Origin of the sequence: Aequorivita sinensis, assembly GCF_006346335.1 — a bacterium.
Lineage (GTDB): Bacteria > Bacteroidota > Bacteroidia > Flavobacteriales > Flavobacteriaceae > Aequorivita > Aequorivita sinensis.
Genome location: NZ_VDMC01000006.1, coordinates 61328 through 79198, shown reverse-complemented (window position 1 = coordinate 79198; position 17871 = coordinate 61328). Strand labels below are relative to the sequence as shown.

Genomic DNA, 17871 nt, shown 5'->3' with positions numbered 1-17871 from the left:
ATTTCAAAGATTGTGATTTAAAAGGATAGATACAGTGACTTTTGTTACAAAGTAGAAAAATGAATTATTTTTTCTGATTCATCTTAGTCACAATTAGCTTAGTAACTAATAAGCCAATTGCGCCTCCTACCAGTGAAACGGCCATATTTATAGCGAAGAGTGCATAGTTAACTTCTCCTGTTTTCATAATGGAAATAGGGTCGAAGCCAAGTCTTCCGAAGATTTTAATAAAAAATATACTCCCGAATATTCCAGCGATTGTATTTCCTGTGAACCCCAATGAATATTTCTTCTTAATTACACTTAAAAGCAATGCACCAAGGATTCCAATAAAAATACTGATTATAGCAATTAATGTATCTGTCATAATGGAGTAATACTAAATCTTACTAATGTTCTCCATACCCTACATCGTCCATCTTTCCTTTAAAAACGCGATACTGAATAACCATATAAATAGCTACCAACACTGCGGCAATTACAAACCAATAAACACCAACCGATAAACCATACTCGTGTGCGGCTGCGTTATAAACGGTTAGGGAAGGGTTTACATTATTTGTAGATGGTAATAAGTTGGGGAATATAGAAGATACAGTTGTAGCTAATCCGCCAAATAAAAATAAGGTTGAAAATAAAAATCCGAACCCATCCTTTTTAAAGCTTTTGACTTTAAATAAGCCGAAAATTCCAGTAAATGTGATGATCGGGAAGATCCAAAGCCAAGAGTATTTTACAAAATTATGAAATGGTTTAGGGTCGATTATATGCCAAGAAAATAGCGATATAATAACTAAGATTAACAAAACAATATTCAAGTTAAAAACTACTTGCTTAAGCTTTTGGTTTAAGTCAGAATTGGTTTTAAAAATTATCCAATTTGCCCCGTGAATAGCTAAGGCTACAACACCAATTACCCCCAGTAACAACGTAAACCAATCAATTATACCTAAGTGTTCTGCGTGCGGACTAAAAGTTGAATTCCAAAGTGGTAAAAAGAAAAAATGAGGTTCGTGCGCAGACACTCCGTCGGTAACCATCCCCAAATTTACTCCTCTTACTATGTTTCCTAAGGCTATCCCAAAAAACAAGGCTAGGAGTAGACTTGCTATTCCAAAGGCTTTATCCCAAATTGCTTCCCATATTTTGTTGTGGATTTGCCCTCTAAGTTCTAAACCAATAGCTCGAAAAATAAGTAACCACAATATCATTATCAATGGCAAATAAAATCCGCTAAACGAAGATGCGTACAAGGTTGGAAAAGCAAAAAATAAAACACCACCTACAGCTATAAGCCACACCTCATTAGCATCCCAAAATGGGCCAATAGCATTTCTAATAGCCTTTTTGTCTTTTTCTTTTTTCGCATAAAATAGATGAATAATACCAGCACCAAAATCATAACCATCTAAAATCACATAAATGGTAAACATAGCCATTAAAACGATATACCAGAATAATTCCATAGTTAGTTGAGTTTAGTGGTTTCAGGACCTTTATAGATAATTTTTCCAGCGAGCATTAAAAACAATAGCCCTAGCAGTAAATAAAGTCCGATAAATCCAAGTAAAGTAAATAATGTATTTCCTGATGACACAGTTGGGGAAATTCCATCGACGGTTCTTAATAGGTTGTAAACCAACCACGGCTGCCTTCCCAATTCGGCGGTGTACCAACCTGCAGTATTTGCGATATATGGAAAAGGAATCATAAACATCAATGACCAGAGAATCCATTTAGTTTTATAAAGTTTCTTTCTGAATAACTGAACGGCTGCTAAAAGTAATAATCCTATAAAAATAGTTCCCAAACCAACCATTATGTGGTACGAATAGTACAGGCCAGGGATGTTTGTGGGATAAACACTTTCGTCGAATTCATTAAGACCTTTAATCTCTGCATCCCATTTTTGGTAGGTTAAAAAGCTCAATATATTCGGAACTGCAATCTTGTTGTCTAGTTTTTTGTTTTCCACATCGGGTTGACCGATTAAGATAATTTCAGAACCACCTTCTTCAGTTTCGAAAATACCTTCCATGGCTGCAAAAGTTACTGGCTGATATTTTACAACGTTTTTTGCTGCCCAATCTCCTGTAGGAAAAGCGACTAATAGGCTAGAAACCAAACCAAAAATAACTCCAGTCTTCACAAAGAGCTTTCCAAATTCACTGTGTTTATTGTTTAGGATATAAAATGCACCAACTCCTGCAACTACAAAAGAAGAGGTGATTAAAGATCCCATTTGATTGTGTAAGAATGAGGGTAGCAGCCAAGGATTGGAAAACAATGCACCAAAGTTATTGAGAACAAATTTTCCGTTTTCTAATATTTCATAACCCACTGGGTGTTGCATCCACGAATGGGTTGCAATAATTAAATATCCACTAGCCCAAGAACCAAGGAAAACCAAGAAGCCAGTTAAAAAATGAAGTTTTTGTCCAAGTAGTTTTTCTCCAAATAGAAACAATCCTAAAAATGAAGATTCAAGGAAAAACGAAAACATCCCTTCCATAGCAAGGGTTTGCCCAATAATTCCTCCCGTAAGCTCAGAAAATTTAGCCCAATTTGTTCCAAATTGAAATTCCATTGGGATTCCTGTTACCACTCCCATTGCAAAATTAAGAGCGAATATCTTCATCCAAAACTTTGCAGCATCGTTGTATTTATCAATTTGAGTTCTTAAGAATTTCCATTTAAAATAGACTATCATCAGGGATAGTCCCATAGTTAATTGCGGAAATAAATAGTGGAAAGTGATAGTAAATGCAAACTGCATCCTATCGTAAAAAATCATGTCTTCCATAACTGATTGAGAGTTGGTCACTCAAATTTATGAAATCGAAATCAATGATTTAGTAATAATTACTATTAAAATAAAGAAAGGACGTTTTTAAAACGTCCTTTCTAAATAATTAATCGATTAACCTTAATTCTTAAAGTCGTTTACATCGTCGCTGAGGTCAAAAACATTTTTTGCGTTTAATTCTTTTTCAAGAATACTTGAGCCAGCTGCACTTCGGTAACCTCCTGCACAGTGAACCACTATCGGTTTATCTGTAGGTATTTCACCTACTTTTTCGCGTAATTGGTGTAGCGGAATGGTAATAGCATCGTCGAAAAACTTCCCTTCCAAAAATTCACTTTCATTACGAATATCAACTATAGTATAGTCTTTCAGATTTTGCTTGAATTCATCTACATTTAATCTATCAGATTTTTCTAAAGCTTTTTCCGCAAGTGTACTTATAGAAACTAAATTCGCTTCATATCCAATTTTAGCAGTACGCTGAAGGATTTTTTCAACATTGTCTATAGAATCAACTACTATTTGAAATTTCTCATCTGGGCGAACAATAGATCCTAACCAAGTTTCAAATTTGGAAGTATCAGAAGTAGCCATAATGTTTATACTTCCAGCAATATGATTCTTCTTAAAATCCTTTTCATCTCTAATGTCAACGATTAATAAATCGTTATCTAATTCAGTAACATTTAATTTAAGATCGATTTCACCTAGAGAAGTTCTGAGGTTTTTTGCACCGTTTTTATTTACATCAACATTATACCCAAAATAGTGTGGGATAAAAGGTTGAGAGTCTAATAAGTGATTTACAAACTGCTCTTCTGTTTGTTTTTTGAAGGCCCAGTTGCCCATACGCTCATTTCCTAAAGTACTAGAAGTTGCGTCTGCACTCATTCCTTTTCCACATAAAGAACCTGCCCCGTGAGCTGGGTATACATATGCGTTATCCGGTAGATGAGTGAATTTATTCTGAATAGTGTCAAACATCATTTTCGCCAATTCTTCACGCTTAGCTTTTACGTGACCTGCGTTTTCACGTAAATCTGGACGACCTACATCTCCTACAAAAAGTGTGTCACCTGTAAACATTGCTGTTTTGTCGCCTTCCGTAGCTACAAACGTTACACTATCTGGGGAATGTCCTGGAGTATTTATAGCTTTAAAATTAGCATTTCCAATTTTAACTTCATCACCATCGTCAAAAGCTTGATGTGGGTAATCGGCCCCAGTCTTTTGGCTGCAATATAAGGTTGCTCCAGTTTCTTTATGAATCTGAAGATGCGAACTCACAAAATCGGCGTGAGGGTGCGTTTCAAAAACGGCAACTATTTCAGCGTTGTTCTCTTCGGCATATTTATAATACTGTTGCGGATTTCTTTCTGGATCCACTAAGGCCATTTTTCCATCGCTTATAATAGCATACGAAAAATGTGAAAGTGGCTCGTATTCAAATTGTTTTATTTTCATAATTAGTTTTTTTAAGAGCAGAGAATAGAGAGAAAAGATGTGTCTTTTCTACTTAATTCTTTGACTTTGTGGTTTTCTTTAGTCTTGTTTGCTTTTATTCAGTTTTGTTTAATTCTTAAAAATCTAGAGTAATACTGCAGAATGAATTTTTCAATTTTTTCCTTAGTTAATATCTATTTCCTTATAATTATTAAAGGTAAGATAATAAATAATAAAGTACAGTAACTCAGGTTACAAAGGGTGAGAAAATTGATTTTTATAGGTTTGAAAAAAGTAATTTCGGAGTTTTTAAAGAAAAGAATCCAGTAATTAATTTTTCATCTAAAATCTAACTAGACATTTTCCCAGTCGCGCAACTTACAAACGATTTCGCTTTTGAAGTAAGTGAGTTAGCGTCGTCTACTGATGGGTAGCCTAAGCTTTTTAGTTTTTCTTTTACTTTCCATATTTCTTCAGTATCGGCAGATTCAAACGAAATTGTGCTTGATTCTACATCTACTTGCACTTCACTTATATTTTCAAATCTAGATAGGTTGTTTGTGATAGTATTTGCACATCCACCGCACTTTAAATTCTGTACTGTAATTGAGTTTTTCATATTTTTTTATTTTAAAGTAAACCTTTGGGATTTAATTATGTTCAAAAATATGACTGAAATTTATGTGGGGCAGTAACCTAGGTTACAAAAGGGGACTGTGCTATACTCTTAAGTTGAAAAAAAAGGTATTAAGATGAAATTAAACGAAAAAAACTTTACAGAAAACAATAAGCTTTACATCTTGCGTCCTACGTCCAACGTCCAACGTCCTACGTCCAACGTCCTACGTCCTACGTCCTCCCGTCCTACGTCCTACGTCCTCCCGTCCAACGTCCTACGTCCTCCCGTCCTAAGTCATACTTCTAACCTCTCACCTCTCACTTTACAACAAACTCCATATAGAAAATGAAGAAAGCCATGGCAAATATGAAATAACCGAAAGCTTTTTTAAGCTTCTTCCCGTCGATGAAATTGCTTAAATAACTACCGATAAAAATACCTACAAATGATATTCCGGTGAAAAGCATTAAGAAAGGCCAATCGATATTCATTGTTAGCGCATCTCCTAAAAAGAAACCGAGTAGTGATTTAAAAGCGATGATTATTAAAGAGGTTCCCACAGCAACTTTCATTTCAACTTTTGCTAAAATCACTAAGGCAGGAATAATTAAAAATCCGCCACCAGCACCAATCAAGCCTGTAATAGCACCTACTAGCAACCCTTCAAGAAGGATTAAGGGGTAGTTGTATTTTATTTCAGTATTCTTATTTACAGCAACATCTTTTTTAGGCTTTAGCATAGAGAAAGCTGCGGGAATCATTAGTAGCGCAAAAAAGCCAAACATTCCCATTCTTCTGGTGAGTTCAAAATCGCCAATGCTAAACAAAACTTCAGGTAGAACAGGAATTACAAAATACCTCACTAAAGATACACCGGCAATCGAAGGAATCCCGAATACAATAGCGGTTCGCCAATCTACAAAACCTTTAAGATGTTGTTTTACTCCGCCTACCAAAGCACTAGCTCCAACAATAAATAGCGAATAGGCTGTCGCTGCTTTTTCGTCTATCGAAAATAAATACGCCAAAACGGGAACGGCTAATATAGAACCACCACCGCCAATAATACCTAAAGAAATTCCAATTGCTAAGGCACTTATATATCCAAAAACTTCTATTAATTCCATAATTTTAAACTTACGCCAAAAGTAATCTTTTAAAACAGCCTGTGTTGTAACAAGTGTTACACATAGATTATAAGTTTAAAATTTTTAGATAATTTCTGCCCAGTTCAATTTTTCCCATTTGCTCCATTTTTTTAAGCAATCTTGAAATTACTACTCGGGAAGTATTGAGGTCGTAAGCAATTTCTTGATGGGTGTTTTTTATAATCTCGCTTTTATTTACCCTAGATTTTTCGCGTAAGTACTGTGCCAGCCTTTCATCCATTTGCTGAAAAGCAATACTATCCAAGGTAGCCAAAAGTTCATTTATTCTGTTGTGATAACTTTCAAAAACAAAATTTCGCCACGATTTGTATTTAGAAGTCCATTCTTCCATCTTTTGAACGGGAACCATTATTAGTTTGGCATCCGTTTCGGCTATGGCTCGAATTTCACTTTGTTTTTGGCCGAGGCAACACGTCATAGTCATTGAACAAGTTTCTCCTTTTTCTAAATAATAGAGTAGGAGCTCATCGCCTTCATTATTTTCTCTTAAAATTTTGATTGCTCCAGAAATTAGCAGCGGCATAGATTTTACGTAATCGCCTATATCCATCATTTTAGAACCTTCCGGGACTTCCTTAATAACCCCAACCTCCATAATTTCGTTGAGTAAATCATCTTCAAAAAGATGTCCGTAGCTTTGTTTTAGGTCTTCAATCATTCTAAAAATAAATATTCTTTCGGGTTTGAGAATTGTTGCCTAAGAAACTCAAGGTTAAAAACCATCAAGTAATTTCTATTAGCGCTTTATACTATACTTCAAAAATACATTATAAAATAAGTTTTGGGAGGAATTTTAAAAAAGGATTCTAGTAGTTTAAAATAAAATTAATCGATTATGATTTTTTAAAACTTTCAAGTTAATTGTGTGTAAAAAACTATAAAAATCACAATTTAGTTGTTATTCTGTTGAAATAATGCAATAACCGATGCTTAAATCTCTTTTTTCTCTATATTCACATATATAATTGAGTATGAGAAGACAATTACTATTTTTTACGGCCTTTTTGCTATTTGTGCAATTTATAGCTCACTCGCAGGATTCTACAAATTTCAAAAAGAAATCTTTCCAAGGTAAAAAACCAAAGGTAGCATTGGTTCTAAGTGGTGGAGGGGCAAAGGGAATAGCTCACGTACCCACTTTACAGGTTTTAGATTCATTAGGGATAGTGCCAGACTTAATTATTGGGAATAGCATGGGGAGTATTGTTGGCGCTTTATACGCAATGGGATATTCTGGAGATAGTATTACAAATATTCTAAAAAAGACCGAATGGGATAATTTGATTGGTGGCGGCGTGGCCCTAAAAGATGTTAGCGTGGAAGAGAAAGCAGAGTTTGGACGCTATGCCATCGAAATGGATTGGATGGATGGTAGCCTTAAACTAGGTAACTTTTTAGTAAACGACCAGGGTCTTCGAGAACTTATTACGCTATTAACCTTCCCAGTTTACGACGTTACAAATTTCGACGATTTGGCAATTCCGTATAGGGCAATTGCAACCGATATAGTCAACGGAAAAGAGCTTGTTTTAAGCAAGGGTTCGTTAGCACTTGCTATGCGCGCTAGTATGTCTATTCCAGGAGTTTTTCAAGCGGTAGATTACAAAGAAACCCTCTTGATAGATGGTGGGCTTTTAAATAACTTTCCAGTAGATGTGGCAAAAAGAATGGGTGCCGATATTATTATTGGTAGTGACGTTGGCGACGTGCCTTTTACAAAGGAAAAGTTACAAAGCCTTCCCGCTTTAATGTCACAAACTACTATGCTAAATAGTAATAAAAAAAGACCCCAAAACAGAGAGTTATGTGATGTTTTAATAGATCATAGCGGTAAGCTTTCCTATTCCTCAGCAGATTTCGATAAGGCTAATATTCTTTATGAAAATGGAAAACAAGCTGTACTAGAAAAGATGGATACGCTTAGAGCTTTGGCGAAAATGCTGAAAAACTACGAACAGATAAAAGTTAATCCTCCAAAACCAAGAGATAAATTTAGTTTTGACACTATTACCTATAACGGCGTGAGTGACGCTAACCTTGCCTTGGTAAAAGCTCATTTAAATTTAGAAACCGATACCCCTTATAATGTAAATGAAGTAATAGAAGGTGTAAATAGAGCCATGGGAACGACGATCTTTACTCAAATAGCATACGATATTGATATAAATAGTGATGCTGTTGAGTTAAACTTTAACGCAGTTGAAAGGTCGCCGCATCAACTGAAAGGTGGCTTGCATTACGATGGGTATAACGGGATTGGAGTTGTATTAAATTACACGGGTCGAAATTTATTAGGCGATGCATCACGAACTGTAATTACTGCCGATATTGCCGAACAGCCAAAACTTCGCCTTCAGTATCAAAAGAATTTCAGTAAAAATCGCAATTGGTGGTGGCGAGCAGAATTATATGGCGAACAAAAAAAGCAAAAAGTATATCTACAAGGAGACTATGTTGAGAATGTAAGAAACAGATACCATTCCTTTAACAATCAGGTTAATTGGAATATTAGTCCTATGCGTAGCTACGTGGGGCTTGGTGTAAGATATCACAACACGAATATAAAACCAACTATAAACCCGAACTTAAATGAGAATATTTTTAAGTTTAGTATGTATGATAATTACGATGTAGAACTTTATGCTCACTACAAATCTAATAGTATGAATAAAGTGTTTTTTGCTACTGAAGGTTCGGAGTTTAAAGGTTGGGTAGGAAGATCGTTGCTTGGAAATTTAAAGGTGAATTTTACAGATAAAACAATTCCAGATTACAATGGCGACACCAATGGGTTTACTAGATTGGGGGTTGATTATGAGAAAAGATTTCCAGTGTCTAATATTGTTACCGCTATTATCGGTGCTGCAGGACACTTTACGATAGACGATGCCGAATCGACTGAGGAGAAATTGTATTCAGGTTTAACGCTTAACTCAAAATATTCCTTAGGCGGGAATTTAAGATCTGCTAGAAGTGATTTCTACATTTTCCCTGGCTTGCAAGACAAAGAGTTGGTGATGAGTCAATTTATAAAACTTAATCTGGCAACGCAAATTAATGTAATGCACAAAGTATATATAACACCACATTTTAATGTTGCTTCCGTTGGGTTTGGAGATTTTAAGGATTACATAGGAGATGCGTTTTCTAACAAAGGAAAATGGTCAGATCTTGATCAGCCTAGTATTTTAATGTCCACCGGGGCAACTTTTTCATATAATTCTATTTTAGGGCCGGTAAACTTCGATATGTCCTATGTAAACAATATTAATAAACTTCGATTTTTTATAGGAATTGGTTTTCATTTAGACAGTTCCGATTAATTATTTGGTATTTACCGCTATTTTTTTCTTTGGAATGTTTGGGAGTTATCGTTAACTTTCAAGGTATCTAACAATTGACAAAATGATAAAAAATATAGGTGTTTTAGGTTTGGGAAAAGTAGGAAGTTTAGTGGCTACTTTATTAAGTTCAAAGTATCATGTGGAAGGAATGGATCAATATGAAGCCAAAGAGAAATTTCCTTTTGAAATAGTAAAAGGAGATGTTTCCAATGACAAGAGTATACGTGATTTTCTAAAAGACAAAGACGCTGTTGTTTCCTGTTTGCCTTACTTTCTGAATATAAAAATAGCCGAAACAGCTGTTGATATGGGCGTTCATTACTTCGATTTAACCGAAGATGTACCTACTTTAAATGCTATCCTAAAAATGTCAGAAAACAGCAACTCGGTGCTGGCTCCACAATGTGGATTGGCTCCAGGTTTTATCGGGATTTTAGGAGCGGGATTATACAGTAAGTTTTCTGAAGTTAGATCGGTGAAACTAAGAGTAGGAGCCTTGCCTTTGCATCCGATGGGGCAATTAGGGTATAGTTTTACTTGGAGTGCAGAAGGGGTGATTAACGAATACTTAAACGACGCTGAAGTGATTCACAACGGCGAACGTAAAATGCTCAGCTCCTTAAACGACCTAGAGATTATAAATATAAACGGCCGTCAATATGAAGCGTTTTTAACCTCTGGTGGGTTGGGAACTATGTGTGAAACTATGGAAGGAAAAGTAGATACTCTAAACTATAAAACCATAAGATATCCAGGACATAGAGATGGAATGAAATTATTGCTCTACGATTTGCTTCTAAAAGACGACCGAAAACTTGCTAAAGATATTTTAAACAATGCCTTGCCGTTGGTTGATGAAGACATAGTTCTTGTTTATGCTGCCGTTGAAGGAATGATAGATGGGAAGTTAAGAAGAGAAGAATTTTCAGAGTCCTATCGCAGAATTACATTAGATAATAAAGATTGGCGCGCCATAAGTTGGACAACAGCCTGTAGTATTTCGGCAGTGGTGGATTTGGTTTCAGAAGGGAAATTAAAAAACAAAGGTTTTATCAAGCAAGAGGAAATTCCATTCGATTTGTTTATCAATTCACATTTTGGGTCGATGTATGAAAAATATAAAGACCCTAAATAATTTTTAAAAACTATTATTCGAAGCGCATATGCTCAAAAAACTTCAAAAGGACTATAACATTCTTTTTCGATAAAAATAGTTCGTATTTTTGAAAGTTGAATTTTGATTGATATGTCGAAGAAAGAAAATGGCGAAAATACCGAACTCGAAAATGCTAATTTAGAAAAGCAAGAGTCGGAATTACCGTCGACAAATAATGAAAACAAAATTGAACCCGAAATTGTTTCAGATTCTGAAGTAGAAGAGGATTCTTTTACTGAAAAGTGGAAAAACAATCGTTTTCTGCTAATTCGCGGTACTTACTACCTATTGCATTCAATCTGGATGGTGATAATGGTTGTTGGCGGCTTTATAGCTTGGTTAATAGCGTTATTGTTTATCTAATGCGCAACTTTCCGCTTAAAATATTACATGGCTATGTGCTTTTTTCAGTAGTAGTGTTTTTATGCGTTCAAGGGTTGAAATATTTTGAAATAGTTGCGCCTAACTGGGTTTTTAATCACCTAAATGATTTTCTTGTAATACCAATGGTAGCAACGCTTGGGTTGCATACGGCTTGGTTTATTAAGAAAGATAAAAGCATTCGCATAGATTTATTTACAATTATAAGTTTAGTAGTTCTGTATTCGGTTGTTTTTGAATATTATCTTCCAAAACAATCCTATCGATATACGGGAGATATTTGGGATGTGGTTTGTTATGCTTTAGGTGGAATTGTATTTTATGTTCTTCAGAAAATGGAAAATAGAAGTGCTTCTTAATTTTTCTTTATAGATATTTTTTTAATATAAATCAAAATTGTCCTAAAGGTTTTCTCTCTTCTTATCAGATTGCCTCGTATTATTAATATTTCCACAGATTTAATATTAAAAGAGGTTGAAATTAAATGTCAAATTGGCCTATCGAAAATTTATCGTAAAATTTGAAATGAGTGCAGCGTTAAAAATTTTAGGCTGTTTGAGCATTATGAATTTTTATATTTAGCAAAAAATAACAAAGCGATCCCGATAGCTATCGGGATAAAATTTAGCTGCCGAATGATAAATTTAGATAAAGGTTCGTAAGCCTAGACTTTTTTGTTGAAGCCTGTCCTGAGCGGAGCCGAAGGGTTTTGGGCGATGCAAAAAAGAAAGGAATTAAGAAAAATTAAGAAATATTCAGTTCGGCGCAAAATTTATTTAGGATAGCATTGATTGCTAGTTATTATCTCAATTTCATTATCTTTGCGAGCAATGAATTCAATTTTCCATAAAATAGTATCTGTGTTTATGGCGATTTTAGTGATGTTTACCACTATGTCGTTTACCATAGATATGCACTATTGTGGAGAAACGTTAGTAGATTATTCGCTAACCCAAAGCGCTCACTCTTGCGGAATGGATATGGAGGTGCCTACTAGCGATTGTGAAATTCAAATTCCTGAAGACTCTTGTTGTACAGACAAACAAGTTTTGATTGAAGGTCAAGATGAGTTAAAACATTCTTTTGATACATTAAGCTTAGAGCAACAGACTTTTGTTGCTTCATTTTTCTATTCATATATAAATCTTTTTGAAGATCTAGATGCTAACATAATTCCGTTTAGGGATTATAATCCTCCCTTTCTCATACGGGACATACAGAAGCTTCACGAGACTTACCTAATTTGATTTTAAACAGTTTCCAACGCCGATAATTATCGTGGGTTTGGATAAGTCTGTCCTATGGTTTTACCATTCTAGGACAAGATTCTTGATTTTATTTTCCTGACTTCTTAGGATTTTATTCAAAGTTTAACTGTTTAATAATCAATTCAAATGCTAAATAAAAGCATAAAATTTCTCATAGAGAACAAACTGGTTGCAGTATTGTTACTCGCACTTTTTGTAGGCATGGGTGTTGTAAATGCACCTTTTAGTTGGGATACGGGCTTATTGCCTAGTAACCCTGTAGCCGTGGATGCCATTCCTGATATAGGCGAAAATCAACAAATAGTTTACACTCAATGGGAAGGGCGTTCTCCCCAAGATATTGAGGACCAAATAACCTACCCGCTTACAACTTCACTATTAGGAATTCCTGGAGTAAAGACCATTAGAAGTTCTTCTATGTTCGGATTTTCGAGCATTTACATCATTTTTGAAGAAGATGTAGAATTCTATTGGAGCCGAAGTAGGATTTTAGAAAAGCTAAACTCCCTTCCAGCTGGCTTACTTCCAGAAAATGTAAATCCGTCCTTAGGGCCAGACGCAACAGGTTTAGGACAAGTTTATTGGTACACGCTTGAAGGTAGAGATAAAGATGGTAATGTAACCGGTGGTTGGGACTTACACGAACTGCGAAGCATTCAAGATTACTATGTAAAATACGCACTGTCATCGGCTAGTGGAGTTTCAGAAGTTGCTTCCATTGGTGGGTATGTTCAAGAGTATCAAATTGATGTAAAGCCAGAGTTGATGAGGCAATACAACATCAGTCTATCACAAATTGTAAAAGCTGTAAAAGAAAGTAATAAAGACATCGGTGCTCAAACCATGGAAATAAACCAGGCTGAGTACTTAGTGCGTGGTTTGGGATATATAAAGTCTGTAGCCGATATTGAAGATGCGGTGGTTACTTCCGAAAACTACACTTCTATCCGAATCAAGGATATTGCAAATGTTAGTTTAGGACCTACACCGCGAAGAGGAATTTTGGATAAGGAAGGTGCTGAGGTTGTTGGTGGGGTTGTTACTGCTCGTTACGGAGCCAACCCTATGGAAGTTATTAATAATGTAAAAGATAAACTTGAAGAACTTAAAGCAGGATTGCCTTCAAAAGAACTTTCTGATGGAACTATTTCGCAGCTTACCGTGGTTCCTTTTTACGATAGATCGGAGCTTATTCAGGAAACATTAGACACCCTCGACGAAGCCTTAAGTTTAGAAATCCTAATTACAATTTTTGTAATTATTGTAATGGTTTTTAACCTTCGAGCGTCAATACTTATCTCCGGATTATTGCCAGTTGCGGTGTTAATGGTGTTTATCGCCATGAAGTTCTTTAATGTAGATGCTAACATTGTTGCCTTATCTGGTATTGCCATTGCCATCGGTACTATGGTGGATATTGGAGTAATACTTTCTGAAAATATAATTAGGCATTTGGAGGAAGAAAAACAACGATTTTCAGAAACAGGTGTAAAGCAATCAATCAACTCGGTTGTTTATAATGCGAGCGCAGAAGTATCAGGCGCTATATTAACTGCGGTCCTTACCACTATAATCAGTTTTATCCCGGTATTTACGATGATAGGAGCAGAGGGGAAATTATTTCGCCCACTTGCTTTTACCAAAACAGCGGCACTAGTAGCGGCATTTATGGTTGCGTTATTTTTAATTCCTCCATTTGCAGCGTATCTATTCCGAAGAAAAAACTTTAAAAAGGTTACTTCTAATTTAATTAACGGAATTCTAATAATTCTTGGGATTGCCGCCATAGTTTTTGGCTATTGGTTAGGTCTTATTTTAATCGGTTTCGGAATTACAGGACTTTTAAAAGATAAAAGAATCGCTTCTAAAATTTCTGACAAAATCTGGCTTACAGACGAACGCGCCAATATTATAAACATCTTTATTTCAGCACTAGCAGTAGTCTTTTTATTAGCTGAATTCTGGCGTCCTCTTGGTGTAGATAAAAGTATATTTTGGAACCTCTTATTTGTAGGATTTATCTGTTTTGGACTTCTTGGAGTGTTTTGGGTGTTTCAGAAATATTACGCTCGAATTCTAACTTGGGCACTAAGCAATAAAATAGTTTTCCTTTCTGTGCCAACGCTAATCGTTGTTTTCGGAGTTCTTATTTGGCAAAATACAGGAAAAGAGTTTATGCCATCACTAAATGAAGGTTCCTTCTTGCTGATGCCAACTTCAATGCCGCATTCTGGGGTAGAAGAAAATAAACGCGTCTTGCAGCAATTAGATATGGCCGTCGCAAACATACCTGAAATTAAAACAGTTGTAGGAAAAGCAGGGAGAACAGAATCAGCTTTAGACCCAGCGCCATTGTCGATGTATGAAAATATCATTTTATACAAGCCAGAATACGCAATAAACGACGAAGGAAAACGACAGAGATTTAAAGTTAATGAAGATGGACTTTTCGAGCTGAAGAAAGGTGGTCTTGTCGAAAACCCCAATACATATCTCAGTTCGAGCGCAGTCGAGAACGCTTCAGAAGAAGGGAGAGATATTTCTTCTGCGTTCAATGTAACATCAGAAGACCTTATACCCGATAACGACGGGGAGTTTTACAGGAACTGGAGACCTGAAATAAAATCTCCTGATGATATCTGGAATGAAATTGTACGAGTTACCAAAATCCCAGGGGTGACATCTGCTCCCAAATTGCAGCCTATTGAAACTAGGTTGGTGATGCTGCAAACAGGAATGCGTGCGCCTATGGGGATTAAAGTGAAAGGTCAGGATTTACGAGAGATTGAGGCTTTCGGACTTGAACTTGAAGAAATCATAAAACACGCTGAAGGGGTAAAAGTAGAAGCCGTTTTTGCCGATCGTATTGTTGGGAAACCTTATTTGTTAATAGACATTAAAAGGGAGCGTCTCGCGCGATATGGAGTTTCTATTGAAGAGGTTCAACAAATATTGCAAGTTGCTGTAGGGGGAATGCCTTTAACGCAAACAGTTGAAGGGCGTGAGCGATACGGAGTACGCGTGCGTTACCCAAGAGAGCTAAGAGCTAACCCACAGGACCTTCAGAACATCTATGTGCCAGTAGGAAAAGGAAATCCAGTACCTTTAGGAGAACTAGTGGATATACGTTACGAGCAAGGGCCGCAGGTTATTAAAAGTGAAGACACCTTCTTGGTAGGCTATGTACTTTTTGATAAGCTAAACGATTTTGCAGAAGTTGATGTGGTTGAAAACGCTCAGGCATTAATTCAAGAGAAAATAGACAGCGGAGCGCTTTCAGTCCCTAAGGGAATTAGTTATCAGTTTACGGGAACTTATGAAAATCAAATTAGAGCTGAGAAAACACTTTCAGTTATTGTTCCCTTAGCGTTGGCAATTATCTTTTTAATTCTTTATTTCCAATTCAGGTCGGTATCTACTTCGTTAATGGTGTTCACTGGAATTGCAGTGGCTTTCTCTGGAGGATTCTTAATGATTTGGTTTTATGGACAAGATTGGTTTTTAAATTTCAATTTCTTTGGTGAAAACCTAAGGCAAATGTTTCAGATGGACACTATCAATTTAAGTGTAGCTGTTTGGGTAGGATTTATAGCCCTCTTCGGAATTGCCACTGATGATGGTGTGGTAATGGCAACTTATCTAACGCAAACTTTTGATAAGAATGAACCGGAAAGCGTAAAGGAAATCCGAGCGTCTGTATTAGAAGCAGGGTTGAAGCGTATCCGTCCGTGTTTGATGACTACGGCTACTACTATTCTTGCCTTATTACCAATTTTAACATCTACAGGTAGGGGAAGCGATATAATGATTCCTATGGCTATTCCAAGTTTTGGTGGGATGTTAATTGCACTAATTACCCTATTTGTAGTTCCAATTTTATTCAGCTGGAGACGAGAAGCAAAATTGAAAAAACGTTTAAAAATTATTAAAGAAAACTAGAGTTTGGAAGTTGGAGGTTGGAGGTTGGAAATTAGAAATAGGAATTTTAAATGTTCTTTAAAAAACACAGAAGTTATGATAAAATCGTACAAGGATTTACAGGTACATAAGGAAGCGTTTTCGTTGGCTATGGATATATTTTGGCGAACAAGAAAATTTCCGAATGAAGAAATATATTCACTCACTTCACAAATCGTGCGCTCCTCGCGTTCTGTATCAGCTAACATTGATGAAGGTTGGGGAAAACGACAATACGAAGCAGTTTTTAAACAGCAGCTTATAAAGGCATTAAGCTCGAATTCCGAAACCCAAGATTGGCAAGACTATGCCTTGGCTTGTAATTATATAGAAAAAGAAGAGCATTCCGAATTTACTAAACGCAATGAACAAATAGGAAAAATGTTTACCAAATTATATCAAAACTGGAAAAGCTATGAATAAAATAAATTTCATAAAAGTAAAAGTGAATACACAAATGTTAAAGTCGCATTTCAGGCTTCCAGCTTCCAGCATCCAACTTCTATCTTTAATCTTTTTAGTGTTGATGAGTGGTTTAGGTTATTCACAAAATTTGCAAACCTATATTGAAGAAGCCCTAGAAAACAACCCAAATATTCAAGCGGTGGAAAAGCAGCATGCAATTTCAACTGAAAAAATAGCTGAGGTTAATGCCTTACCCGATACTCAGTTTTCAGGAGGGTATATGTTTGGAGAAGGAAATATGCCTATGATGCAACAAGCAGAATTTTCGGTTATGCAAATGCTGCCTTGGTTTGGAACTATTGCAGCACGTCAAAAATATGCAAATGCTATGGCGGACGCAGATTTAGTTGAGATTGAAATCGCTAAAAGAAAAATTGCCTTGGCCTTGTCGCAATCCTATTATCGTTTGTATGAAATAGCAAAAAAACAACAGGTATTAGATTCTAATATTCAGCTTTTAAAGGTTTATGAGCAAATGGCTTTAACATCTGTGGAAGTAGGACAAGCGTCTGCTGTTTCTGTATTGCGACTTCAAATGAGACAGAATGATTTAGCCGAAAGGAAAATGGTATTGGCACAGGATTTTGCTTCAGAGCAAACTGTTTTCAATAAGATTATGAATCGAAAAGAAGTTGTTGATATTCCTATTGTTGATAGCTTAACTATTCCAGAAAAAGAGGTAGCGATAGATTTTGAAAAATTAAATTTCCACCCCGAATTGGTAAAGTTTGAAGAGTTAAACAAAGTAGTTTCTCAAGCCGATGCTCTTAATAAAAAAGAAAGCGCACCGAGTTTTGGAGTAGGGGTAGAATATATGCTTTTTAATGAAGCCCCGAATATGGTAATGCCTATGGCAACACTTTCTATTCCGATTTTTAATAAGAAGTTTAAGTCTGTAGCGCGTCAGAACAAGTTGAGGTATGAGGAACTAAACATTCAAAAAGAAGCCTCGCAGAACAGTTTGTTTACACAACTTCAAACTGCATTAAGAAGTAGAGATGCAGCGCGAATCCGGCTTGAAACTCAAGATAAAAACTTGAAACAAGCAGAAAATGCAAATGAAATTCTATTGAGGAATTACGAAACAGGCACTATCAATTTTAATGAAGTTTTAGATGTACAGGAATTACAACTTCAGTTTCAAATAAAGCGCATTGAAGCTGTCGCAGAGTATTTTAAACAAAGCAGCATCATTAATTACTATATCCCGTTCATTTAAATTTTAAATAAGAGGTGTTAACAGAATACTTTATCAACATCGAT

15 protein-coding genes are annotated in these 17871 nt (G+C 35.9%); 8 read left to right on the top strand and 7 right to left on the bottom strand.

The annotated features are described in order from the left end of the window. Positions 1 to 64: 64 nt before the first annotated feature. From FHP04_RS08550 to FHP04_RS08520, 7 genes are all read right to left on the bottom strand, one after another. On the bottom strand, positions 65 to 367 hold the full coding sequence (locus FHP04_RS08550; protein WP_139855680.1) for a hypothetical protein: 303 nt from the start codon (positions 365 to 367) through the stop codon (positions 65 to 67). Positions 368 to 389: 22 nt separating this feature from the next. After that, positions 390 to 1466, bottom strand: a complete 1077-nt coding sequence (gene cydB / locus FHP04_RS08545) for a cytochrome d ubiquinol oxidase subunit II (protein WP_139855679.1) — start codon at positions 1464 to 1466, stop codon at positions 390 to 392. Between the two features lie 2 nt (positions 1467 to 1468). Next, positions 1469 to 2803 carry a cytochrome ubiquinol oxidase subunit I gene (locus FHP04_RS08540; RefSeq protein ID WP_139855678.1) on the bottom strand — a complete coding sequence of 445 codons (1335 nt, stop codon included), beginning with the start codon at positions 2801 to 2803 and terminating at the stop codon, positions 1469 to 1471. Between the two features lie 123 nt (positions 2804 to 2926). Then, positions 2927 to 4270, bottom strand: a complete 1344-nt coding sequence (locus FHP04_RS08535; RefSeq protein ID WP_139855677.1) for an MBL fold metallo-hydrolase — start codon at positions 4268 to 4270, stop codon at positions 2927 to 2929. Positions 4271 to 4598: 328 nt separating this feature from the next. Beyond that, entirely contained in the window at positions 4599 to 4868 is a 270-nt protein-coding gene (locus FHP04_RS08530; protein WP_139855676.1) for a heavy-metal-associated domain-containing protein, read from the bottom strand. Positions 4869 to 5185: 317 nt separating this feature from the next. Beyond that, entirely contained in the window at positions 5186 to 5995 is an 810-nt protein-coding gene (locus FHP04_RS08525) for a sulfite exporter TauE/SafE family protein (protein ID WP_139855675.1), read from the bottom strand. Positions 5996 to 6062: 67 nt separating this feature from the next. Then, positions 6063 to 6695 (bottom strand): Crp/Fnr family transcriptional regulator, encoded by a 633-nt coding sequence (locus FHP04_RS08520; protein ID WP_139855674.1) that lies wholly within the window; start codon positions 6693 to 6695, stop codon positions 6063 to 6065. Positions 6696 to 7008: 313 nt separating this feature from the next. Here FHP04_RS08520 and FHP04_RS08515 point away from each other — a divergent pair, with 313 nt between their 5' ends. The 8 genes from FHP04_RS08515 (at position 7009) to FHP04_RS08480 (ending at position 17827) form a co-directional block, all read left to right on the top strand. Then, the gene (locus FHP04_RS08515; RefSeq protein WP_139855673.1) at positions 7009 to 9360 is read left to right on the top strand and encodes a patatin-like phospholipase family protein; all 2352 of its coding nucleotides are present in this window, start codon (positions 7009 to 7011) and stop codon (positions 9358 to 9360) included. Between the two features lie 82 nt (positions 9361 to 9442). Continuing rightward, entirely contained in the window at positions 9443 to 10516 is a 1074-nt protein-coding gene (locus tag FHP04_RS08510) for a saccharopine dehydrogenase family protein (protein WP_221442770.1), read from the top strand. Positions 10517 to 10627: 111 nt separating this feature from the next. After that, positions 10628 to 10900 (top strand): hypothetical protein, encoded by a 273-nt coding sequence (locus FHP04_RS08505; RefSeq protein WP_139855672.1) that lies wholly within the window; start codon positions 10628 to 10630, stop codon positions 10898 to 10900. Beyond that, entirely contained in the window at positions 10900 to 11277 is a 378-nt protein-coding gene (locus tag FHP04_RS08500; RefSeq protein ID WP_139855671.1) for a hypothetical protein, read from the top strand. Before FHP04_RS08505 ends, FHP04_RS08500 begins: the two co-directional genes overlap by 1 nt. 471 nt (positions 11278 to 11748) lie before the next feature. Beyond that, on the top strand, positions 11749 to 12165 hold the full coding sequence (locus FHP04_RS08495) for an HYC_CC_PP family protein (protein ID WP_139855670.1): 417 nt from the start codon (positions 11749 to 11751) through the stop codon (positions 12163 to 12165). A 147-nt stretch (positions 12166 to 12312) separates the two neighbouring features. Continuing rightward, positions 12313 to 16125, top strand: coding sequence for an efflux RND transporter permease subunit (locus FHP04_RS08490; RefSeq protein WP_139855669.1), 3813 nt, complete (start codon positions 12313 to 12315; stop codon positions 16123 to 16125). Between the two features lie 75 nt (positions 16126 to 16200). Further along, a complete protein-coding gene (locus tag FHP04_RS08485; RefSeq protein WP_139855668.1) occupies positions 16201 to 16566 on the top strand; it encodes a four helix bundle protein in 366 nt (121 codons plus the stop codon). Continuing rightward, complete coding sequence (locus FHP04_RS08480) at positions 16559 to 17827, top strand: TolC family protein (protein ID WP_246051407.1); 1269 nt, start codon at positions 16559 to 16561, stop codon at positions 17825 to 17827. Before FHP04_RS08485 ends, FHP04_RS08480 begins: the two co-directional genes overlap by 8 nt. The last annotated feature ends 44 nt before the right edge of the window (positions 17828 to 17871 follow it).